Annotated in this window: 20 protein-coding genes; 13 read left to right on the top strand and 7 right to left on the bottom strand. The window is 41.8% G+C overall.

Features of this window, described 5'->3' with window-relative positions:
* Positions 1-15: 15 nt before the first annotated feature.
* A complete protein-coding gene (locus tag V7K44_RS04340; RefSeq protein WP_334928979.1) occupies positions 16-144 on the bottom strand; it encodes a hypothetical protein in 129 nt (42 codons plus the stop codon).
* A gap of 647 nt (positions 145-791) precedes the next feature.
* Here V7K44_RS04340 and pipX point away from each other — a divergent pair.
* From pipX to V7K44_RS04315, 5 genes are all read left to right on the top strand, one after another.
* Complete coding sequence (gene pipX / locus V7K44_RS04335) at positions 792-1070, top strand: transcriptional coactivator PipX (protein ID WP_069068710.1); 279 nt, start codon at positions 792-794, stop codon at positions 1068-1070.
* Positions 1067-1735, top strand: coding sequence for a YggS family pyridoxal phosphate-dependent enzyme (locus V7K44_RS04330; protein ID WP_334928977.1), 669 nt, complete (start codon positions 1067-1069; stop codon positions 1733-1735). The genes pipX and V7K44_RS04330 overlap by 4 nt, the downstream gene beginning before the upstream one ends.
* 367 nt (positions 1736-2102) lie before the next feature.
* Complete coding sequence (locus V7K44_RS04325) at positions 2103-2708, top strand: cell division protein SepF (RefSeq protein WP_322659462.1); 606 nt, start codon at positions 2103-2105, stop codon at positions 2706-2708.
* A gap of 106 nt (positions 2709-2814) precedes the next feature.
* Positions 2815-3633, top strand: coding sequence for a pyrroline-5-carboxylate reductase (gene proC / locus V7K44_RS04320; RefSeq protein WP_334928975.1), 819 nt, complete (start codon positions 2815-2817; stop codon positions 3631-3633).
* A gap of 128 nt (positions 3634-3761) precedes the next feature.
* Entirely contained in the window at positions 3762-6470 is a 2709-nt protein-coding gene (locus tag V7K44_RS04315; protein ID WP_334928973.1) for a DEAD/DEAH box helicase, read from the top strand.
* A gap of 211 nt (positions 6471-6681) precedes the next feature.
* On the opposite strand, the gene V7K44_RS04310 is transcribed toward V7K44_RS04315, so the two are convergent.
* Positions 6682-7065: a hypothetical protein gene (locus V7K44_RS04310; protein WP_334928971.1), complete on the bottom strand. Its 384-nt coding sequence runs from the start codon at positions 7063-7065 to the stop codon at positions 6682-6684.
* 728 nt (positions 7066-7793) lie between these two features.
* On the opposite strand from V7K44_RS04310, the gene V7K44_RS04305 reads away from it, so the two are divergent.
* From V7K44_RS04305 to V7K44_RS04280, 6 genes are all read left to right on the top strand, one after another.
* A complete protein-coding gene (locus V7K44_RS04305) occupies positions 7794-9788 on the top strand; it encodes a heavy metal translocating P-type ATPase (protein ID WP_334928969.1) in 1995 nt (664 codons plus the stop codon).
* 95 nt (positions 9789-9883) lie between these two features.
* Complete coding sequence (locus V7K44_RS04300; protein ID WP_334928967.1) at positions 9884-10564, top strand: hypothetical protein; 681 nt, start codon at positions 9884-9886, stop codon at positions 10562-10564.
* A 206-nt stretch (positions 10565-10770) separates the two neighbouring features.
* Positions 10771-11754 (top strand): hypothetical protein, encoded by a 984-nt coding sequence (locus V7K44_RS04295; protein WP_334928965.1) that lies wholly within the window; start codon positions 10771-10773, stop codon positions 11752-11754.
* Complete coding sequence (locus V7K44_RS04290) at positions 11739-12674, top strand: AAA family ATPase (protein WP_334928963.1); 936 nt, start codon at positions 11739-11741, stop codon at positions 12672-12674. Before V7K44_RS04295 ends, V7K44_RS04290 begins: the two co-directional genes overlap by 16 nt.
* Complete coding sequence (locus V7K44_RS04285) at positions 12661-14103, top strand: hypothetical protein (RefSeq protein WP_334928961.1); 1443 nt, start codon at positions 12661-12663, stop codon at positions 14101-14103. The genes V7K44_RS04290 and V7K44_RS04285 overlap by 14 nt, the downstream gene beginning before the upstream one ends.
* Positions 14100-16247 carry an ABC transporter substrate-binding protein gene (locus V7K44_RS04280; protein ID WP_334928959.1) on the top strand — a complete coding sequence of 716 codons (2148 nt, stop codon included), beginning with the start codon at positions 14100-14102 and terminating at the stop codon, positions 16245-16247. Before V7K44_RS04285 ends, V7K44_RS04280 begins: the two co-directional genes overlap by 4 nt.
* Here the strand turns inward: V7K44_RS04280 and V7K44_RS04275 are convergent.
* Positions 16244-16405 (bottom strand): hypothetical protein, encoded by a 162-nt coding sequence (locus V7K44_RS04275; protein WP_334928957.1) that lies wholly within the window; start codon positions 16403-16405, stop codon positions 16244-16246. The two genes, V7K44_RS04280 and V7K44_RS04275, sit on opposite strands and share 4 nt — an antisense overlap.
* 13 nt (positions 16406-16418) lie before the next feature.
* On the opposite strand from V7K44_RS04275, the gene V7K44_RS04270 reads away from it, so the two are divergent.
* On the top strand, positions 16419-17462 hold the full coding sequence (locus V7K44_RS04270) for a caspase family protein (RefSeq protein ID WP_334928955.1): 1044 nt from the start codon (positions 16419-16421) through the stop codon (positions 17460-17462).
* 414 nt (positions 17463-17876) lie between these two features.
* Here V7K44_RS04270 and V7K44_RS04265 read toward each other — a convergent pair whose 3' ends face one another.
* Positions 17877-18965, bottom strand: a complete 1089-nt coding sequence (locus V7K44_RS04265; protein ID WP_334928953.1) for an aromatic ring-hydroxylating dioxygenase subunit alpha — start codon at positions 18963-18965, stop codon at positions 17877-17879.
* Between the two features lie 344 nt (positions 18966-19309).
* Here V7K44_RS04265 and V7K44_RS04260 point away from each other — a divergent pair, with 344 nt between their 5' ends.
* Positions 19310-19735, top strand: a complete 426-nt coding sequence (locus V7K44_RS04260) for a heavy metal-responsive transcriptional regulator (protein WP_334928951.1) — start codon at positions 19310-19312, stop codon at positions 19733-19735.
* Positions 19736-19741: 6 nt separating this feature from the next.
* Here V7K44_RS04260 and V7K44_RS04255 read toward each other — a convergent pair whose 3' ends face one another.
* Genes V7K44_RS04255 through V7K44_RS04245 form a run of 3 tightly spaced genes read right to left on the bottom strand, consistent with a single transcriptional unit; the run spans position 19742 to position 22521 of the window.
* Positions 19742-19969: a hypothetical protein gene (locus V7K44_RS04255; RefSeq protein WP_334928948.1), complete on the bottom strand. Its 228-nt coding sequence runs from the start codon at positions 19967-19969 to the stop codon at positions 19742-19744.
* 19 nt (positions 19970-19988) lie between these two features.
* Positions 19989-22283 (bottom strand): heavy metal translocating P-type ATPase, encoded by a 2295-nt coding sequence (locus V7K44_RS04250; protein ID WP_334928946.1) that lies wholly within the window; start codon positions 22281-22283, stop codon positions 19989-19991.
* Between the two features lie 43 nt (positions 22284-22326).
* The gene (locus tag V7K44_RS04245) at positions 22327-22521 is read right to left on the bottom strand and encodes a heavy-metal-associated domain-containing protein (RefSeq protein ID WP_190912624.1); all 195 of its coding nucleotides are present in this window, start codon (positions 22519-22521) and stop codon (positions 22327-22329) included.
* Between the last annotated feature and the right edge of the window lie 2 nt (positions 22522-22523).

The following is a 22523-nucleotide window of genomic DNA, read 5'->3' as shown; positions in this document are numbered from 1 at the left end:
GTCAGAAGTAAAACATTAAATCGCCGTCTCTACCAAAGACTGATTATTGTAGAGACGGCGATTCATCGCGTCTCTTGCCTTAACCGAACAGTATTGAGCTATAGGTAACAATATGGTAGGGTAATTTGAATAGCCACGCACCATAAAATTGATCCCCTAGCATTTCCTGTAGATTTTAGGTAACAACCAGCCTTGCGCGAACACTACAAACTAATCTCAATACTTTTGACCGACACGCTTATGAATCTCTGCACAACGCTCAGGCACAAATTCCACCACTGAAAATACTGGATAATCAATAGACCTTTTGCATAAATAATATTTTTATTTCCAGTACCCAGTACCCAATCCCCAGTCCCCAATCCCTAATCCCAATTTTGTGCCATTCAGCGACAGTTGTGGCAGTATGGAAAGAAGTTGAAAAATTCGTCGTTGCCGTTGGGAACTTCAAAGGGTGTTTTTCCTTCCTACGTCGAGCTTTCAACAAGAGGATCGGGAATATTTTGTGCCTTATCCGTACAGATTAGTAAATTAAAATCACCATCTGCTTTGGTGATATTTGTCGAACAGCCTCTACTCTTTGAATCTACGCTTCGCGGCTTTTGTTGTACCATTGCGCTTCACTACCACTAGCTTCATCTGCCCATTAAGAACTAGATCGAGGTCTTCGTAACCGCAGCTTCGCATTTTAACCAAATATTCTGACGAATGTTGGTATTATCGTCTGAATGTTTGGAATTTACTGCGAAAAGATATATATACTTCCACCTTGACTACACCTTGACTCTTAAATGAATCCAGAAAACGCAGAAACTTACATAAACCATCCAACTTGGGGTTTACTCTACAAAATCTGTATGGTTGATGAAAACCAGGATTTGTTCACCACACTTTATGCCCAGCGCTTATTTTTTTTGGTGGCAAATGACGTTAAAGGTGTCAAATTCCAGTCTCTAGGACGTACTGAGGCGAGAATGATGTTGGAAAATCGCTTACGTACCCTGCGGCGCAGTGGGCATTCTCAGGAGTACGATCAGCTTCAGAGTGTTTTCCAGCGCACCTTCCAATGAACAGTTCGATTTCCGAACGTATTCTTTCCATTCGTTCCTCACTGCCAACATCAGTCAAATTGATTGCTGTTAGCAAGCAAGTTTCTGCCCAGGCCATTCGGTCTGCATACAACGCAGGAATTCGTGATTTTGGGGAAAGTCGTATCCAAGAAGCTGCCAGCAAACAAGCCGAGTTGCAAGACTTACCGGATATTACCTGGCACTTTATTGGACATTTGCAAAGCAATAAAGCCAAAAAAGCCATTGAGCATTTCCCTTGGATTCACTCCGTGGATAATTTGAAGCTGGCACAGCGCTTAGACCAATTGGCGCAACAGCTAGGAGTGAGTCCCCAGGTTTGCCTGCAAGTGAAAATTCTCCCCGACCCCAACAAGTCTGGCTGGAGTGTGGAAGAACTTTTGGCTGATTTACCCACACTCGATCAATACAAAAGTTTACAAATTCAAGGTTTGATGACAATTCCGCCATCAGGATTAAAAGATTCCGAAATTCTCAGTGTGTTTAATCTCAATCGTGAGCTAGCCAAAGAAATCCAGGAGCAAAATTGGTCGCATATTAAAATGCAGCACCTATCTATGGGTATGTCAGGCGACTACGAACTGGCAGTGCAAGCAGGCGCAACGATGGTACGATTAGGAACAATCTTGTTTGGCGATCGTTATTAGCCGATTAATCATCAGCCTTGTAGGGCAGTATTAATCGAAGCTAAGGATTTGTTGACAAGAATTTTGTAACAGACTGGTGCAATTAGAAACAAAGGATATAGTATTGACAAGAGCAATCGCCAAGGGAAAATGGGGTATAAAGAAGTTTCCTTCGGATAAACCTTAGGATATAATTTTGACTCATTATTATGTTTAGGCGATGCACAGACCTTTCCAATAAGTGTCAGTTCATCGCCAAAACGCGTAGTATGAGCTACAAATAGCAATACACTTGCTGAAGTATCCACCGATGTAGCGGTCGCTCCTATCTCAACTAATCCTCAGCCAAGTCAATACAGGCTATTCGCACCAGGAGAGTACACACACAATGAACAACATTTTTTCCAAACTCAGAGACTTTGTGGGTCTAAATGAGCAAGTGGAATACGAGTATTACGAAGAAGAACCAGAAACAGATAATAATAATTATCAAAATCTGTATCAGCAAGAAAATCCCCAGCCAGCACCACAAGAGAGTCCAGCCGCTCAAAATCGACGCTGGCGGGAACCAGTGCCTACAATGGGAGATGATATGACAGCAGGTTCAAAGCCAATGGGGAATGTGATTGGTATGCCAGGAGCAATTAACGGAATTTCGGAAGTTTTAGTACTCGAACCACGCACCTTTGAAGAAATGCCCCAGGCGATTCAAGCGTTGCGCGAACGCAAGTCAGTGGTATTAAATCTGACAATCATGGACCCCGATCAAGCTCAACGAGCAGTAGATTTTGTTGCAGGTGGTACTTACGCACTAGATGGACATCAAGAGCGCATCGGTGAAAGCATCTTTTTGTTTACACCAAGTTGTGTCCAAGTTAGTACCCAAGGTGGCGTTCTTCATGAAGTACCACAACCACCAGTACGTCCTTCCCGTCCTACTACAGGTACTCCAAATCAAACCTGGGGCAACGAAACTAACCGGATGGCACAATAAAGTTAAATTAGTAGTTAGTCCTTTGTCCTTTGTCATTTGTCCTGGGTTTTGCTCATGGTGACAAATGACAAACGACTAATGACCAATGACTAATGACCAATGACTAATGACTATAAAATTTGGCTTAATTGGTGGTGGGGTAATGGGAGAAGCGCTCTTATCCCGCCTTATAGTGCTTGGAATTTATCAATCATCAGAAGTCATAGTTAGCGAACCGCTATCTTCACGCCTAGATTTTTTAAAGCAGCAATACGGTGTTGCTGTGACGACAGATAATAGTCAGGTTTTCACGGAAGCAAAAGAAGTTCTATTTTTGGCAGTGAAACCGCAGGTATTTAGTGCGATCGCTCAAGAATTAGCAGATATTGATATTCTTAATAGAAAACATTCACCTCTAATCATTTCTATTTTGGCGGGTGTGCCGTTAAGTCAGCTAGAAGCTGCATTTGTGCAATTGCCAGTGATTAGAGCAATGCCCAACACCCCGGCAACAGTGGGAGCAGGAGTTACCGCGATTTGTTTAGGTGCATATACCAATGCCAAGCATCACCAAATAGCACAGCAAGTTTTTTCTGCTGTGGGGGAAGTCGTGGAAGTTTCAGAAGGGCTGATGGATGCAGTTACAGGGCTATCTGGTAGCGGCCCCGCTTACGTGGCGCTCATGGTAGAAGCACTTGCAGATGGCGGAGTCGCCGCAGGTTTACCTAGAGCAATTGCCAATCAACTAGCCTTGCAAACCGTACTAGGAACAGCGAAACTATTGCAGGAAACCAAAATGCACCCAGCAGAACTCAAAGATCGCGTTACCAGTCCCGGCGGTACAACCATTGCCGGGATTGCCAAGCTAGAACAGGCAGGATTTCGTTCCGCTTTAATTGAAGCAGTCAAAGCTGCCACAGAGCGATCGCAAGAACTGGGAAAATAATTTAAGAGTCCTTTGTCATTTGTCCTTTATCCTTTGTGAAAAACTAATGACTAATGACAAATGACTAATAACGAAGTTGACAAAAGACTCGTTAGTATAGTAAACAATCTGGTTGCAAATGTGATTGAGTGAATTATCCTGCACCGTCTCCAGAACTTGACTTAGGGACTATATTTCCCTTTGATCTGGATCAGTTTCAAAAAGAAGCGATCGCGTCCCTGAACGCTGGACGCTCCGTTGTTGTGTGTGCCCCCACCGGTTCGGGCAAAACATTAGTCGGGGAATACGCCATTTATCGCGCCTTGGCGCGAGGAAAACGTGTATTTTATACCACTCCCCTAAAAGCGCTGTCGAATCAAAAATTACGTGACTTTCGAGAAAAATTCGGGTTTGATCAAGTCGGACTGTTAACTGGAGATGCTTCCATTCACAGGGATGCACCGATTTTAGTGATGACCACAGAAATTTTCCGAAATATGCTCTATGGTACACCCATTGGGCAAGTAGGCATTTCATTGGTTGACGTGGAAGCGGTGATACTTGATGAGTGCCACTACATGAACGATCGCCAGCGCGGTACAGTTTGGGAAGAATCAATCATCTATTGTCCCCGTGAAGTGCAACTGGCAGCCCTCTCAGCAACGGTTGCCAATAGCGATCAACTCACCGATTGGCTAAATCGCGTTCACGGGCCAACTGACCTGATTTACTCCGATTTTCGCCCAGTACCCTTAGAATTTCACTTTTGTAATCCTAAAGGGTTATTCCCCCTGCTAAATGATAGCAAAACCAAAATTAACCCCAGACTTCAGAAGAAGAAGGGGAAAGGGGGAGAAAGGGACAGAGGGAGAAATGGCAGACCTGAAGCTCCGGGTATAATTTATACCTTGAGCCAGTTAGAACAACGGGATATGCTACCAGCAATTTACTTTATCTTCAGCCGTCGGGGATGTGATAAAGCGGTGGCGGAAGTGGGTGATTTATGGCTAGTAAATAATGAAGAGTCTCAGATTTTGCGGCAACAGATTGATGACTTTTTAGCCCGCAATCCCGAAGCTGGGCGTTCTGGACAAATTGCCCCCCTATACCGAGGAATTGCTGCCCACCACGCTGGAATTTTACCTGCTTGGAAAGCACTGGTAGAAGAACTATTTCAGCAAGGGCTGATTAAAGTAGTATTCGCCACTGAGACACTCGCAGCGGGAATTAATATGCCCGCCCGGACAACGGTCATTTCTACCCTTTCCAAGCGTACCGATACTGGACACCGCCTGTTGAACGCTTCCGAATTCTTGCAAATGGCGGGACGGGCAGGCCGTCGAGGGATGGATAAACAAGGTCATGTGGTGACAGTCCAAACTCCCTTTGAAGGAGCTAAAGAAGCGGCGTATTTGGGAACATCCAAGCCAGACCCCCTTGTAAGCCAGTTTACGCCCAGTTATGGCATGGTACTCAACTTGCTGCAAACGCACACTCTAGAGCAAACCAGGGAACTGATAGAACGCAGCTTTGGGCAGTACATGGCCACCTTGCATTTAAGACCAGAATACGATGAGATTGCCGAACTACAAACACAATTAGCTCAACTTCACGAGCAAATCGCCGCAGTTGATGAAAATGAACTGGCTGTTTATGAGAAATTGCGGCAACGCTTAAAAGTAGAACGCCAGATATTGAAAACCTTGCAAGAGCAAGCGCAGGAAGATAGACAAGAAGAATTGGGGATGATGTTGGGATTTGCAGTGTCAGGAACTCTGTTGAGTCTCAAAGGTAAAAACATCACAGTGTCTACACCCGTAACCGCAGTGTTAGTAGGCAAATCGCCTGGTTCTGGTCAAGCTCCTTACTTGGTATGCTTGGGACACGATAACCGTTGGTATGTGGCAACCACAGGGGATGTAGTCGATTTGTATGCCGAACTGCCGCGAATTGAAGTGCCACCTGATATCCTGCCACCGCCAGAGATGCCATTGAAACCAGGACAGTCGCGCCGGGGTAATCAAGAAACCTTTGCGATCGCTGCCCATATTCCCGATCCGATAGAATCATTGCATCTGGCACCAGAAGTAGCAGAACAACTCAGTCGCACTACCGCCGTCCAAGAGCAATTAGAAGCTCATCCCCTACATCAATCAGGCAATGCTGCAACGCTTTTTAAGCGCCGCGCCCGCTATGTGGAACTAGAAGCCGAACTTGAACAGTTGCAAGGGCAAGTAGAGCAACAGTCACAACGTCATTGGGAAGAGTTTGTGAATTTAATCTCAATTCTGCAACACTTTGGCGCTTTAGATAACTTAGTCCCCACAGTATTAGGGCGAATCGCTGCCGCCATTCGAGGTGAAAATGAATTGTGGCTAGGTTTAGTATTCGCTAGTGGTGAATTGGACAACTTAGATCCGCAGCATTTAGCAGCAGCAGCAGCAGCTTTGGTGATGGAAACGCCCCGTCCAGATAGCAAGGTTTACTTTAAGCTTAGTAATGAAGTGACAGAAGCCTTGAAAAAATTGCAGGGAATTCGCCGCCAAATGTTCCAACTACAACGGCGTTATAACGTAGCTTTGCCTATATGGTTGGAACAGGGAACAGAGAAAAAGGAACAGGAACAAGAGAACAAGTTAATTGCGATCGTGGAACAATGGGCGCTAGGAATCGAGTGGACAGAACTCTGTGAGAAAACCACTTTAGATGAAGGCGATGTGGTGAGAATTTTACGCCGGACGTTGGATTTATTGTCGCAGATACCCCACGTCCCCCATTTGCCAGACTCTTTCCAGCGTAATGCCTATCGGGCGATGCAGTTAATTGATAGATTCCCTGTGAATGAGGTAGTTGAATAGTCTTTTTCTCTCAGTACTTACACAAAAAAAGACGCTGTAGGGGCAATCCATAAATTGCCCTTACAAATCGTCCCAACAATGAATTTACATTTGGCCAAATAATAGTAGTGGTACGTAGTTAAAAATGCTTTTTTGGTTTTGTATATCTTTTACACATGATTAATGAGGTGTATCTAACAAAAGTTATAGTCGCTATCAGCGCTATTCAACCTTAGTAAACCAAGTTTCCAGTACCGCGCAACTGACGCAAAGAATTTACACACAATGGACAGTCGCAACCAAAGACCTTAATTGCAGCATCGCTTTCCTCTTCAGTAAAGTTCAACATCGCAACATTCCGATCTGATACTGATGTGACAATGGTCGAGGAACGTGCAGATGAGGTATACGGTTTCTTTCTCTCTGAATCTCGAATGCAGACAAAATCGTTTCCACCATGTGGGTTAGTGATACAGGTACGACCGTCTTGTGTGTGCATCAATCGCTGTGTAATGCTACCACTAGCATGGGCAGGATGAAATGCCACCAGCGTAGACATCATCGACACAAAAATTGAGGACGTGGAAAGCAAATTCAGAAGAATTTTTTTGTTCATAGATTTCCTTGAAAAATTTATCTACTAGTTTAGGGTATTCGATTCACTTTCAAACTTCAAGTGAATTTTTCCTGAGAATAGCTAGAAAGACACTTGTTACTCAAAAAAGTTCCATCTCTACACCAGTTGGATCGTAAATTATTTACTACATGATAATTCAGCAATCAAACAGGCTTGATATCTAGCTTTTAGACGTAACGTTATGTAATTCAGCAAATTTAAATCCGTTGTATATTCCTACGATGGTGATTATTTGCTTGATGCAAGTATAAGAGATTAATTAAATTAGAGCTAGTAATCTGCACCTTTAGCCCTTGAAATTTTTAAATTCTTATACAGAGCGATAAATCGCTCACTACGAACAAAAGTTATATTTTACATAATTCTATACAATTGAAAGCCGCCATAGCTATTTTTTGATTAAAAATCTTAATTTTAATCAAAAGATAGTTGATGTATTTAGCAATAAATTCGAGATAGATTCTAATACTTACTGTTCGGTTAAGACAAGAGACGTGATAAATTGCCGTCTCTACAATCATCAGTCTATCATTTTGACAGCGATTTATCGCCTCTTTAGATATCTAGAATTTTCATCAAAAACCCTAACTGAAACAGATTGAGATAGATTCTCATTCTTAAAATATCAACTTGTAAAAACTTCTTTTTTTTATTACATTTAAAAAAAGGCTCATATCTCAACTAATTTACTAGCCTACATAGAAAAAATGAAGCAGAAAGTACATTCAGAATCTTCAGATTGTTGCAGCTGTGAACATGACCATCACGAGAATCATAACCATGCTCATAATCACAATCATGATCAGAATCATAACCATGACCACAATCACGAACACGGTGGAGAATTCAATCTCAAAAATGAGATATTACCTTTGGTAGCAATTTTAAGTTTATATGCGCCTGGTGTAATTTTTGAAAATCAATTACACAATACATTCTACTCAATAGGAGAATATCTACTTTTTATTCCTGCTTATTTATTAAGTGGATGGAGTGTTTTAAAAACTGCTGGACGCAATATAGTTAGAGGTAGAATATTTGATGAAACGTTTTTAATGACAGTAGCGACATTAGGGGCGATCGCAATTCATAAATTACCCGAAGCTGTCGGAGTCATGTTGTTTTACAAAATTGGAGAATTGTTTCAAGATATTGCGATCAGTCGCTCCCGTAATTCGATAAAATCATTATTGGAAATCCGCCCGGACTATGCAAATATCCAAATAGAGGGAGAACTGAAAAAAGTATCGCCAGAAACAGTAAATATTGGGGAGATTATCGTTGTCAAGCCGGGAGAAAAGATTCCCTTAGATGGCGAAATTATAGATGGGAATTCGCAAGTTGATACATCTGCATTAACTGGAGAATCTGTACCGCGAACGGTAAGAACAGGAGAAACAGTTTTCGCTGGGACGATCAATAAAATAGGTGCGCTCGTCATTAGAGTCACAAAACTATTTGATGAATCTTCCATCGCCAAGATTTTAGACTTGGTGCAAAATGCCAAAAGTAAAAAAGCAGCAACAGAAAAGTTTATTACTAAATTTGCCCGATATTATACACCAATCGTAGTTTTTACATCTCTAGCAGTTGCAATATTACCTCCTTTATTCATTTCGGGTGCAACTTCTTCCGAATGGGTTTATCGTGCCCTAATTTTACTAGTTATCTCCTGTCCCTGTGGACTCGTTATCAGTATTCCATTAGGTTACTTTGGAGGTGTAGGAGGTGCGGCTAAACGTGGTATTTTGGTTAAAGGCTCTACTTTCTTAGATACTTTAAATGCAGTTAATACAGTTGTGTTTGATAAAACTGGAACGTTAACTAAAGGTGTATTCAAAGTAGTAGAGATAGTACCATTAAATGGTTGGAATGAACAAGAGTTGCTGCAATTAGCCGCCAAAGTAGAATCGCACTCAAATCATCCCATTGCACAATCTATCTGCAAGGCTTATGGTGGAAAAATCGATGAATTTGAGATCGGAGATTATGAAGAAATAGCAGGCTATGGAATTCGAGCCAAGATTGAAAATAGGGTAGTAATAGCGGGAAGCGATCGCCTATTACATAGAGAGAATATTTCTCACGATAATTGCCAGTTAGAGGGAACAGTTATTCACTTAGCAGTGGATAATATTTACGCTGGATATATTGTGATTGCTGATGAACTCAAAGAAGATGCAAGACTTGCTATTCAAGCACTCAAGCGCATGGGTGTAGAGAGAACAGTCATGTTGACAGGAGATAATCACGCGATCGCTTCCCGAATTGCCCAACAGCTTGGCATAGATACCTACGAAGCAGAGTTATTACCTGAAGAAAAAGTTAATGCCGTTGAGAAATTACTCAGTACCGCTGGCAAGCATGGTAAAGTTGCCTTTGTTGGGGATGGAATTAATGATGCCCCAGTGATTGCTAGAGCAGATGTTGGTATGGCAATGGGTGGATTAGGCTCAGATGCAGCGATAGAAACTGCCGATATTGTAATCGTGACAGATGCACCATCCAAAGTTGCAGAAGCAATCCAAATCGCCAGAAAAACTCGCAAAATTGTTTGGCAAAATATTGGGTTTGCGTTAGCAATTAAAGGTGTATTTATTGGATTGGGTATTTTCGGGATAGCAACAATGTGGGAAGCTGTATTTGCTGATGTTGGAGTAGCAATGCTAGCAATTTTAAACGCAACTAGAGCGATGAAATAAAAGTTTTGGAAAATCGGGAATCTATAATTGGGAAATTGTAGTAGTTAAACTATGAGCGCTTTTAACTCATATTCTTCTACCCAATAATAGAACCTATGAATTCATCGATCAAAGGGATTGCTACAGCTACTTTAGCTTTACTGCTAAACTATTTGGCAAACCCAGCCTTTGCACTACCCCAGAAAATCAATCATCCAGTTACTATTGCTAAATCACAACCTTTAAAAGACACCTTGATTGTTCCTGGGGAAAGAGTCGGCCCGATAACACGCACAACCACCAAGCAGGATTTAGTCAAACTGTTTGGTGCATCCCGTCTCGTTGATAAAACTATCTCTGGTGCTGAAGGAATAGGTAATTTTGCAGCTACTCAGTTAAATCTAAATCAGGGGCGATCGCTACTAGTAATTTGGAGTGATAATACTCGTACCAAACCTCTAGATGTGCGTAACCTGGGTTCAGCTTGGAAAACCCGCGAAGGTATTGGAGTGGGAACTCCCTTAAGTGAGTTACGCAACAAGTTAGGTAACTTTAAACTCTATGGATTAGCCTGGGATTACGGTGGTACGATTTTGTTGGATAGTAGTAAATTATCCCGTTATCAAGGTAAAGTCATCTTGCGAGTAGATGCTGCTCCTAATGGTTACAAAAAGTTCCCCAATGACTACCAAGCAGTGTCTGGGGATTCTACTTTTTCTTCCACCAATCCCCATTGGAAACCTTTGGGAATCACACTTACAGAAGTTATCGTTGTATTGAATTCAAGTGAGCAATGATCGGCTGCTAAACATCTAATTTGCTGGCTTAGGCAAAAGCGGACTATCTAAACCAGATTTTTATAGTAGGTCTGGAAGTGGTAAATTACTTTTATAAGAAACTACATAAGTTACATCTATCGTCAGAATGATGTTTCAGCTATTGAAACAAAAGGCGTTCTGGCTACTCCTTTTGAGTAAAGATTATTCACTAAAAAAGTAATTGAATGTCCGATGAACAGTACTTAGAGCGTAGACGCCAAGCATTAGAACAGCAATATGATTTACTGATAGAAAAGGAAAAAATGCTACGGCGTGATTGGGCGATCCAGGCAAGCACAGCCATTCGCTTCCAACTGGAAAAGGAAATTGAACAAACTGAAACACAACTCAACGAACTAACTCAACAGCTTGATGCATTAGAACAAGCTTTATCTAGTGGAAGGGTGTATCGTGCTTTATTGAAATTGGGATATCAAACTCAGACGGGAGCATTCCGACAATTTATTAAAACTCATTCTGTAGCAGCTTTCCTGATTCATGGCTCACTGTGGTATGGACAAGGCTGGTTATTGAATCGGTTGGTGTCAAAGTATGTTAGCAAGAACGTTAACGCTAAGAGAGTGGTAATTAACCTTACCCGCATTGCCCGTAGAAGTGATGTTGCTGCACTATGGCGTGAACTCAGTTATGGGGTCGGTCTTGGTTGGGGAAGCTCAAACTCGGACATTATAGAAAGAGTGTATAAATGGTCGCGAACTCAAACCATCTTGCTGATTTTTGACAATGTGAATCACCTGTCTGAAGCTTTTTTGCAAGAAATGATCCTTAAGTTCTGGTTTCCATTGGTGACTAAAGCTAGGGAGACTACTAGACAAACCAATCAATTCCAGCTATTCATGTTTTTGGTTGACAATGAGGGCTGTGTGGGCAGTTGGAATATTTCTTTTGCAGAGCAACTCAACCCAGATTGGGAACCGGATACCCCTATTAAGCTACCTATGATTACCGAATTTTCCGAAAATGAGCTAGTTACTTGGATAAAGTATGAAGCCGAGGAACTGTTAATTGACTTGGCAACAGAGGTAGAGGTAGATGAAGCAGTACGTGACATACTCCAAAAAAGTGAGAATGGCATTCCAGAACCCGCCTTACAAGAAATTTGTCGCTTGTCTAATTGTGAATGGGAGCAAATATGGTTCAAGCCGTAGGTGGAAAACTCTTGGAATATACAGGTAAAGTTCAGCCACAGTTAGGAGAAAGAGGCGCGAACGGACAGCTTTTATATCCCTATTTTCCTAACCCCGAACTGGTAGAAGCGGTGAACTTGGCGATTTACTTAGAACGCCCCTTACTACTGAAGGGAGAACCAGGATGTGGGAAGACTTTACTGGCAAGTGCAGTTGCCTACGAGCTAAATTTGAAATTAGAAGCTTGGTATGTTAAATCCACCAGTCGAGCGCGGGATGGTTTGTATATTTACGATGCCGTGGGACGGTTGCGTGATGCCCAACTTGCAACCTCCAGTCGCCTAACACGAGAACAAATTCTGCGAATTGATGACCCGACTAGCTATGTACGCTGGGGGCCATTAGGACGAGCATTTCAGCAACAGCAGCGCACGGTAGTGTTAATTGATGAAATTGATAAAGCTGATATTGATTTTCCTAATGATTTGCTATTGGAATTAGACCAAAAACGATTCATTGTGGAGGAAACAGGACAAGAAATTGAGGCCAAAGCAGCACCAATTGTTTTAATCACCAGTAATGATGAGAAGGATTTACCGGATGCCTTCTTGCGTCGATGTTTGTTTCACTATGTCGAATTTCCAAGTCGTGAGCGATTAATGGAAATTGTTAATGCTCTGTTTCCTACTTCACCCGAAGCTTTGGTGAAGCAAGCCATAGATAGCTTCTGGCGTCTGCGGGAGAAAATGCAACAAGACAAGGGGGAGGCTGGCAAAAAGGTCAGCACTAGCGAATTAATTGATTGGTTTCGCGTTCTGCGCCGTTATCCTGAAGATGAAGCTCTGGCAAAACTGGATGGCAAGATACCTTATGCTGGCGTGTTGCTGAAAAGGTGGGATGACCATTTACGTTATTTGAGACAAAGCCGTGGATGTGAATGATTTGCCTCTGCTGGAACTGTTTACCAAACTGTGCGATGCTGGCTTACCACTTGGCATAGAGGAGTATCAGTTAGTTCTACAAGCGATGCAAGCCGGCTTTGGAATTAATGACCAAGCTGCTTTGAAACGTCTGTGTCAGGCTTTGTGGATCAAATCATCTGAAGAAAAGCAGCTGTTTGAAGATCATTTTGAACTGGTAATAGGTAATGAGCCTGGATTGTCAACTGCGGAAGCATTGCATACACAATCCGAACAGCATCAAGTTTCTCCGATTACCCGCTACGTAATTTTGGGGTTTATCGGAGTTGCTATTGGCTTGGGTGCTGGATTATTTTTACAAAAGCCAATTCAAACACCAGAGCCAATTCAAACACCAGAGCCAATTCAAACACCAGAGCCAATTCAAACACCAGAGCCAATTCAAACACCAATCTCAGATCCGATACCATCCTCAACCACAAAACCAACACCCCAAGCAATTGAAACACCAAAGCCGAACTCAAACCCAAGCCCAAACCCAAACCATTCAGATTGGCTTTTTTGGAGTTTTTTATTAGTTACAGCCATGATTTTTAGGTGGTTAGTTAGGCGAAATAATCAACAGCGCATTGTTGAAAGTATCTCGCATTCACAAGTAACGCCTACAGCTAATTCATCTCTGGCTGCAAAATTGACCCAGACGATAGAAGATGAGGTACAAGCAGTCAAAGCAGTTCTAGAAGCTACTAACAGAAATGAAGAAACTGTTTCCACCCGCCTCGTCTTGACTAGCGAGTATTTGCCTGTAACCGAGCGACAAATGAAACAAATTTGGCGTTACTTGCGCCACCCAGTACGTGAAGGGCCAAAAATAGAGTTAGATATGGCAGCAACTATTCACCAGATTGGATGCCAAGGTTTATTGCTTGAACCTGTATTCATACCCCGTCGAGTGAATAAATCAGAATTACTCTTACTAATTGACCAAGATGGTTCAATGGTGCCTTTCCACTCGCTATCACGGCGGTTGGCAGAAACTGCCTTGCGTGGGGGACGTTTAGGCAAATCTGGAATTTACTACTTTCATAATTGCCCTATTGAATATCTTTACCACGACCCTCATCATCAGCAAGCAGAATTAATCACTAATATTGTTACCAATATTTGCTCAAATAGAACTGCTGTATTGATTTTTAGTGATGCTGGTGCTGTTCGTGGCAGATATAGCGACGAACGCTACGAATTAACTCAACAATTTATTGCCCAAATAAAACAACGGGTACGTTATGTTGCTTGGCTTAATCCTATGCCAAGAAAGCGTTGGCTTGGTACAACAGCCGCAGAAATTGCCCATTTTGTCCCCATGTTTGAATTTAGCCACCAAGGTTTACAGGATGCTATTGCTGTACTGCGTGGACGCTTTGCTAACTTTGAGAGGCAAATAATATGAGCAAGATTAGACTTGAAGAAATTGCCAAGCAACGCATTGAGTCTTTTGCAAAACTCGGCAAAGCTCATCTATATTTAGCATATCATGCTGCTTTTCCCTTAGCACTCACACCAGATTTGTTGTATCGTCTATGGGTTCAGTTCCAACGGGATATTGATGACCAAGTGTTAGGTATCCCTTGGGTAGCAGTAGCAGATTTGCTGGTTTCAAGCTTGTGTAATGAAGTCGGATATGAACTATACGAGATGGATTTAACAGTACGAAATCTGTTGTTGAGTCGTTTGCAGGAAGATAAAAAATTTGGTCAACAGCGGATTAATGAACTATCAAGCTTCTTACTCGACTATGTAAGACCGAAACTTGAGAGTAAAGACCCAGATATTAAAGATTTTGCTCTAACCCAGCAGTGGACAGCTTTAGCATACACGCAGCCTAATAAGGTAGCTCATGAATTGGCATTGGAATTCGATAAATTGGATTTTAATAATGAAGCAGAACTGATAAGAATCGTCTCATTAACAGAAACATTTGCACAACCATTAGCTGAATTCGATCCTTTACTCAGTTATGCACGCGGAATGGGAAAGTTAGCCCGTGGCAATTTGGAGGCTGCAACAGTTCAAATTAGCAAAATCTTAGAAGGAGAAAATAAAATATGGGTTGCCGGAGTTGATTTACCTATTCCCGAAAAGATAAAAGCAAATCTTCCAGAGCTATTCGAGCAACTCGCTAACCATAAAAATGCGCTAAAAAGAAGTAGAATTTCATCACTATTTTTTTTATCTATATTAGCTCTAGGAATGCTTATTGGAGGCACAGGAATATACCTTTTTCGATTTCAAACATCTCAACTTCCACAAAACTCATTATGTCCTAAAGAGACGTATAGTTTGAATGACAGAATTAGCCTGGGTGAAGAAATTTTATTAAAACAAGATACAAACTCAGATAAAGAAGCTGGAGTTAAAGCATTTTTAGAGAGTAAGTGTCAGCTTGCTATTGATAAGTTAAATTTATATCGCAAAGCTAACCGCACAGACCCAGAAGCATTGATTTACTTGAATAATGCTAAGGCTCGTCAGAAAGGAGATCGGCTTAAAATTGCTGTGAGTGTACCTATTGGGACAAATCCAAATGTAGCAAAAGAGATGCTACGCGGTGTGGCTCAAGCTCAAGATGAAGTGAATAGCAGTGGCGGTATCAATGGTAAAGTTTTAGAGGTGGCGATCGCTAATGATGATAACGATCCAAGTGAATCTGCACAGCTTGCCACTCGGTTTGGCAAAGATACCAACATCTTAGCTGTCGTGGGACATAATTCTAGTAATGCTTCTCTATCGGCAGCCCCAGTCTATCAAAAAGATGGGTTAGTGATGATTTCTCCCACCAGTTTTGCCCAAAACCTTAGCAGTTTTGGCAGTTATATCTTCCGCACTGCTCCTAGTGTTAAATCTATAACAGATAGCGTCTCTAATTACGCTATTAAAATAGCAGGCAAAACCAATTTTCTTATCTGTGTTGATTACCAAGGGATAGATAATCAGTCGTTTAACAATGAGTTTGTTAAAGCGATAAAAGCTGCTGGCGGTCAAATTAATTCTACAGAGTGCGATATTTCTGCCCATGACTTTAACCCTAGTGCTGTCATTTCTCAAGCTGTAAGTAGCGGTGCTAATGCTTTGGTGTTAGGTCTTTATATAGACAAAATAAAACAAGGTCTAGCGGTGGCAGAATCTAATCAAGGGCAGTTGACTGTATTTGGTAGTCCTACACTTTTCACTGACGAAACCTTAAAGAATGGCAGAGGTATCAACGGACTGATAATCTCTGCACCTTGGTATCCCGCAGCATTTCCTAATAACATCTTTCCGCAAAAAGCCCAAAAACTTTGGGGTGCAACTGTCAATTGGCGAACAGCTACGGCTTATGATGCAACCTTGGCGATCATCGCAGGTTTACAACGAACCAACAGACGCGATGAATTACAAAAGGTGTTGCATAATCCAAATTTTTCAGTCGATGGTGCAATGGGAAAGATTCAGTTTTTACCATCAGGAGATCGCACAAATAATGCCATCTTCTTAGTCAAAGTTCAACAAATACCTGGCACTGACAACTATGAGTTTGTGCCGATTCAACCTTAAGCACAACGCAAACGATATAATGCTTCCACAGATTGCTTGTTGAAAGCCTTGCAAAGGAAAGCAGCGGTGAATAAGATAAGGATGCCAGCGATAGTGAAATATCTACTGAAAGCGATCGCACTTCCCCACAAGTTATAGAGTATAAAAGGCGATCGCATTTATCACCCACCTATGATAAACCAAACTTTTACCAACGGTTATGCATTACTCATTGGCGTAGGTGCTGATTTACCAGTCACAGTCAAAGATGCAACGGCTATACGAGATATACTGATTGACCCAAGTCGCGCCGCCTATCCATCAGAACAAGTCACACTGCTAACCGAAACCTCTGCAACTCGGCAAAATATCCTTGCAGCTTTTGACCAAATCATTGCCCAAGTAAATCAAAATTCTGATGCAACTGTCATCATTTACTACTCTGGTCATGGTGGACGCATCCAGCGCACCAATGAATACTTCCTTGTACCATTCGGCTATGACCCCAGTCAACGGGCAAACACAGCTATTTCAGGTGTAGAATTTACCCAAAAGATTGAAGCAATTACAGCCCGTAAACTCGTAGTTTCATTAGATTGTTGTCATGCAAGTGGCGTTCCAGCTTTGAAGGAATCAGGAGAAACCTTTGTTAAATCGCCCTTACCCCCGGAACTGCTAAATGTGCTAGGAACGGGAAGCGGTCGAGTTGTGGTTGCTTCTTCGCGAGAAGATGAATATTCTTACACAGGTCAACCCTACAGTGCTTTCACAGATTGTTTGTTGGAAGCTTTGCAAGGTAAAGCAGCGGTAAATAAAGATGGCTATGCACGTATTCTTGATATTTTAGTTTACTTGTTTGACCAAGTGCCAAAAAGAGCATCAGGGCCGCAGCACCCGTTTGTAAATAAAGTGCTAGATTTGGGTGATAATTTTCCCCTTTGCTATTACGCAGGTGGAAGTAAATTTTTATCTAGTGAAGCAGCAACTATTGAAACTATTCCAGTTTCTACTAGCTTAACTCCTGGACAACGACGGCGATCGCAACAAAAACTAGACGCACTTCAGGCAGAGTTTGACATCCGCAGCGAGAAGTTAAAGCAGATGAAAAAAGCTGTAGCTATTGAAGCTGGTACGGCAGTTAAGTTTCAATTAGAACAGCAATTTCTTGATGAAGAGACAAAACTGGCACATCTGAGCGATGAACTGGAGAAACTTGAGTCTGCACTACAATCATGAGACTTATGTAAATATACAGTTATTTCGTGCATATAAATCATAATTTACTCACCTAGAAACAAGGAAAATAGAGATATTCAGTTAATTGGTGTTTGTTTATACTATTTCAATTTTTTGTAGTGGTTATACTCATAACTTAGGTTCTACCTGGGAATTAGGAAGTGGCTTTGCCACTTCTTTTTATTTATCTAGTAATCGATTAAAAGTTAAAAGTAATTTTGTTGAACTTTTAACCTTTATTAATTGTTATACTATTTCACTAAATATCTGCTAGACATACATTGGTAGAGGCGTACATTTATACACCTCTACAAACGATTCATTTCTTGCAAAGATTGTTGACAATAGTTATGATATCGTGTGCGTTTAATTGGCCAAGCAGTCTGACGGAATTTTGGTCATATAGACATAATGTTAGTCATTACTCATTGTATCTTCCCATCTCTCACGCCTGGGCTTGCTCTCCACATCGCGCGATCGCATTTCTTGCCAAGTCCCCCACATTAGGGATTGCTGTTTTTCAACATGGTTAATAAACTGCATAATTGAGTGATCTGCTTTGATTGGAGTTTTCAAATCAAACTGAATTGTTTGAAGAATCTTGATGTCACCCATGAGAAAGTACTTAGCTGTAATCTTAGTCAGCCATAGTACAACTCGATTGCATAACCAACCAAAAATTCCTTTACGTTTTTTAGTCATCAACAGAACTTGACCTTCAGTTTTTCCCCCTTCATGGAGGCGAACTGCAACCATCATGTGGATATGAAAGAAATCAGGACCAATTGTCACAATGCCAATGCTACCGTACCAATAGCAAATACTGTAAGTTATGACATTTTTGTAGAAAAGACGGATGAGCTTAATCAAGAAGAAATTATCTTTGATAGGTGTAGTATTACTGAAGATAATCGCATTCTCGTTTAGTTCGTCTCTTTCAAAAATAATTTCTAGTGGCAATTTGTGAACTGTATTGAGGTGTTGAGCATCAATTGCATTAATCATCACCACATTGGGGTGACAGTTCAGCAAGAAGTGGGAATGGATAGCGACATCACACTCTTTTTGCTCTAACTCTGGAACAAAAGGTAGAGGTTGCTGTGGTATTTCTCCAGTCCAAACCCAAATCATCCCATATTTTTCAGCAGTGGGCCAAGTTTGTAATTTTAGGGAAGGTGGTACATCTAAACATGGGATATCAATACACATCCCCTCAGCATCAAACTTCCAGTGGTGGAAAAAACAACGTAGTGCATTACCCTCAACTTTGCCTTCAGCAAGGTGAGCGCCCATGTGTGGACAGTAGGCATCTAAAGTAACTACTCTTTTGTCTTTACCACGGTAAATTACTAATTCTCTACCCAAAATCGTGACAGGTTTTACTTCACCCACCCGCAGATTTTGAGAAGGTATTACCCAATACCATCCCTCAATAAAACGCTCTGGATTATTGAAAATTTTAGGTTTACGGATTGAGCTAGAAGTCTGCGAGTTGAGATTCATTTTATGGTTTCACTTGAAGTGAAGCAGTTGATCTAGAAGTAACATGGGAACTTCAAAAAAACAGTTACTTTCAGTACCATGAGAAACAGCTACCCAATAAATAGATAAAAATCATCAGGTTAAATCTTGAATAAATATTATTAAAAATGTCAAATTTATGCCAATTTAATATCAGCTAAATTCCAAATATCTATTTATAATAGATAATTGAAAATTTGCAACTTAGTAAAATCTCTAATTAGATAAAAAGTTCCAATACTGATGCTAAGATTTGCCTAAACTCTCAAACCACTTGAATTTAGCAAAATATGTAATAATAATTACAAGACTTGGGAAAATCTACCATGCTAACTCAAGATAAAAAACTGCTTTTAATTGGTCAGGTAACAGATTTAACTGGAATACCCATCAGGACAATTCGTTATTACGAGAGTTTAGGTTTAATCAATTCATTAAGACGAACAGAGGGAGGCTTTCGCCAGTTTTCATTGGATGTGCTAACTCGTCTAGCATTCATTAAAAGGGCACAAAATCTTGGTCTTAGCCTAGAAGAGATTGGTAATATTCTTCAGGTTTATGACCAAGGGCAAACTCCTTGTGGTGAAATCAAAGAAAAACTTGAAGATAAAGTCTTGCAGATCGATCGCCAAATCGATCAGCTGTTAACTTTACGCTCTGAAATCAAGGGATTACTTTCAGGCTGGAAGAATATCAGCTACCATCATGAGGAGACAATTTGTCCGATTATTCAAAACACCTCTCAGGACTGACACCAATCAGGAATCAGGACTTTTATAAAGAAGAAACCACCACAACTCTAGTCCAATTAAGGCTAAACCTGCGATCGCAACACCGACTTTCAAGCCCAAAGGTTGCTCAATGCGTTGAAATTGACTGCTTTGCTCTGATGAATGGGCTGGCATTTCTGCTAATGTTATACCTGATGTTCCAGCGAGCACCACTAAAGCTATCAGGCTTCCCCAAAGCGTTTTTTGACTGAACATTTCCTAATTTATCCTGAAATTATGAGATAGTTTTTGGTTGAAAGTTACGCAATCTCAGGGCATTGCTAACAACAGAGAGCGAAGAAAGAGCCATCGCCGCCCCAGCGATAATTGGATTGAGTAACCAACCAAAGATGGGGAACAAAATTCCCGCCGCAATGGGAATACCAATGACGTTGTAAATAAAGGCAAAGAAGAGATTTTGCCTAATATTGTTGATGGTGGCGCGACTAAGTTGAATTGCTGTGACAATTCCTTGCAAATCTCCAGAAATTAGGGTGATATCGCTAGCTGCGATCGCTACATCTGTTCCTGTACCAATAGCAATTCCCACATCAGCCTGTGCTAGCGCTGGCGCATCATTTATCCCATCACCTACCATTGCGACAATTTTAGATTTTAGATTTTTGATTTTTGATTTGGGAAATTTCTCTATCTCCCCTTGCAATGATTGGATAATCGCCGCCTTCTGATCTGGACGCACTTCGGCAAAGATTCGCTCGATGCCAACTTGTCTTGCGATCGCATCAGCAGTTTTACGATTATCTCCGGTGAGCATTACTACTTCTAAACCTAACTTCTGTAAAGCTTTCACCACTGCTACTGACGAAGGTTTTAGGGCATCAGCAATACCCATTATTCCTTGTAGTTCGCCATCTACAGCAATCAAAATAACTGTTTTACCAGCGGCTTCCCAGGCATCTTTATATTGCTGGAGAGTGATGGTGTTAATTCCAAGTTCTGTTAACCAGCGTTGTGTACCAATTTGCACAAGCTGATTTGCAACAACTGCTTGCACGCCACTACCTGCATTAGCTACGAAGTTTTTTGCATTTATTAAACTCACTTCTTGAGACTGGGCGTATTTCACCACCGCTTCAGCTAAAGGATGTTCAGAATTTCGTTCTACCGTTGCTGCTAACTGTAAAAGCTTGATTTCATTACCATTAGCTGTGCCGTTGACAGTTACAAAGTCTGTAACTGTCGGTTTCCCTTGAGTCAAAGTGCCGGTTTTATCTAGAACGATGGTTTGAATTTTGTGTGCTAGTTCTAAACTGTCAGCACCTTTAATCAAAATGCCATTTTCTGCACCTTTGCCCGTCCCTACCATTACAGAAGTGGGAGTAGCTAAACCCAAAGCACAAGGACAAGCGATAATTAGTACACCTACCGTTGTCATTGTTGCGAGGGTGAGGTTGCCCGTGAAATTAAACCAAATGATGAAAGTGGCGATCGCGATCGCAATCACAGCTGGTACAAACCATCCTGTTACCCGATCTGCCAAGCGCTGAATTGGCGCTTTAGAACCTTGCGCTTGTTGCACTAGTTTAACGATTTGAGCCAAAAATGTATCATTTCCGATTCGTGTCACCCGAAACTGAAATGCACCCGCACCGTTAATCGTCGCCCCAATCACCTCATCTCCTGGCTGCTTTTTGACTGGCAAACTTTCACCCGTCACCATCGCTTCATCTATTGTCGAAGCGCCTGCAATCACTTCGCCATCTACTGGAATCTTTTCACCAGGACGTACTAAAATCACATCGTTGATTCTGACTTCGGCGATGGGAACATCAATTTCCCTACCATCACGGATAACTCTGGCATCTCTAGCTTGCAGTCCAATGAGTTTGCGGATGGCTTCAGAAGTTTGTCCCCTAGCGCGATTTTCCAGCAACCGCCCCAGCAAAATTAAGGTAATGACAATGGCGGCAACTTCATAATAAATATGAGGTATCAAGCCCTGAGCAATAAAAAAGTTCGGGGAAATGGTGACAAACAAAGAATATAGATATGCTGCACTTGTACCCAAAGCAATCAGCGTGTCCATCGTCGCCGTATGGCGCTTGAGGGATTTCCAAGCATTCCGGTAAAAAGATCCACCACACCAGAACACGACAGGTGTTGTCAGCACTAACTGCACCCAAGAATTTTGCAGGAAACTTGGAATCAAGGGTAAATGTAGCCCAGTCATCATGGGCAACGACCCCAAAAATAGGACAATGCTGATTACACCTCCCACCGCTACCTTGAGGGAGAGTTGGCGTTGTAATGCTTGCCTACTTGCTTTCTCGGCATCATCTTCGGAGAGCAATTCTTCCTGGAGTGAGTCAGAAGAGTATCCCGCAGATGCGATCGCACTTTGGATTTTCTCTAAATTGGCTAGAGAGCGATCGTACTTGATGGTAGCTTGCTCTGCTCCAAAATTAACGTTGCAGTCAATTACCCCAGAAACAGAGCGAATTGCCTTTTCGATGTTGCTGGCGCAAGCGGCGCAACTCATGCCTCGAAGTTTGAGCGTGAGAGTATCCATAACTAGATGAACCCCTGTGATTGATGTGGGAGGATCTTAAAGATTAAGCAACTGGATAGCCAGCAGCAGCCAACGCTTCCTTAATTGCTGTTTCTGATGCTTGAGTTTCTACACTGACAAGCTTGGTTGTTGGATCGGCCTGAACGCTAGCATTGGCATCGACTGCTTGAAGGGCTTTGGTGATGGTGTTTGCACAAACAGAGCAAGCCATGTTGGGAACTGTGAGTTGGAGAGTCATAG

Origin of the sequence: Nostoc sp. (genome assembly GCF_036917235.1) — a bacterium.
In the GTDB taxonomy this organism is placed as follows: Bacteria; Cyanobacteriota; Cyanobacteriia; order Cyanobacteriales; family Nostocaceae; genus Nostoc.
Note: the sequence above shows the minus strand (reverse complement) of the source record. Positions and strands in the feature narration are given on the sequence as shown.

Bases quoted from the DNA above. Each gene is read 5' to 3' on its own strand.
- V7K44_RS04280 (WP_334928959.1), top strand. From the start codon at position 14,100: ATGAGCAAGATTAGACTTGAAGAAATTGCCAAGCAACGCATTGAGTCT.
- V7K44_RS04250 (WP_334928946.1), bottom strand. From the start codon at position 22,283: ATGGATACTCTCACGCTCAAACTTCGAGGCATGAGTTGCGCCGCTTGC.
- V7K44_RS04305 (WP_334928969.1), top strand. From the start codon at position 7,794: ATGAAGCAGAAAGTACATTCAGAATCTTCAGATTGTTGCAGCTGTGAA.
- V7K44_RS04265 (WP_334928953.1), bottom strand. From the start codon at position 18,965: ATGAATCTCAACTCGCAGACTTCTAGCTCAATCCGTAAACCTAAAATT.
- proC (WP_334928975.1), top strand. From the start codon at position 2,815: ATGACTATAAAATTTGGCTTAATTGGTGGTGGGGTAATGGGAGAAGCG.
- V7K44_RS04295 (WP_334928965.1), top strand. From the start codon at position 10,771: ATGTCCGATGAACAGTACTTAGAGCGTAGACGCCAAGCATTAGAACAG.
- V7K44_RS04270 (WP_334928955.1), top strand. From the start codon at position 16,419: ATGATAAACCAAACTTTTACCAACGGTTATGCATTACTCATTGGCGTA.
- V7K44_RS04275 (WP_334928957.1), bottom strand. From the start codon at position 16,405: ATGCGATCGCCTTTTATACTCTATAACTTGTGGGGAAGTGCGATCGCT.
- pipX (WP_069068710.1), top strand. From the start codon at position 792: ATGAATCCAGAAAACGCAGAAACTTACATAAACCATCCAACTTGGGGT.
- V7K44_RS04300 (WP_334928967.1), top strand. From the start codon at position 9,884: ATGAATTCATCGATCAAAGGGATTGCTACAGCTACTTTAGCTTTACTG.
- V7K44_RS04340 (WP_334928979.1), bottom strand. From the start codon at position 144: ATGGTGCGTGGCTATTCAAATTACCCTACCATATTGTTACCTATAGCT.
- V7K44_RS04255 (WP_334928948.1), bottom strand. From the start codon at position 19,969: ATGTTCAGTCAAAAAACGCTTTGGGGAAGCCTGATAGCTTTAGTGGTG.
- V7K44_RS04310 (WP_334928971.1), bottom strand. From the start codon at position 7,065: ATGAACAAAAAAATTCTTCTGAATTTGCTTTCCACGTCCTCAATTTTT.
- V7K44_RS04290 (WP_334928963.1), top strand. From the start codon at position 11,739: ATGGTTCAAGCCGTAGGTGGAAAACTCTTGGAATATACAGGTAAAGTT.
- V7K44_RS04245 (WP_190912624.1), bottom strand. From the start codon at position 22,521: ATGACTCTCCAACTCACAGTTCCCAACATGGCTTGCTCTGTTTGTGCA.
- V7K44_RS04330 (WP_334928977.1), top strand. From the start codon at position 1,067: ATGAACAGTTCGATTTCCGAACGTATTCTTTCCATTCGTTCCTCACTG.
- V7K44_RS04325 (WP_322659462.1), top strand. From the start codon at position 2,103: ATGAACAACATTTTTTCCAAACTCAGAGACTTTGTGGGTCTAAATGAG.
- V7K44_RS04260 (WP_334928951.1), top strand. From the start codon at position 19,310: ATGCTAACTCAAGATAAAAAACTGCTTTTAATTGGTCAGGTAACAGAT.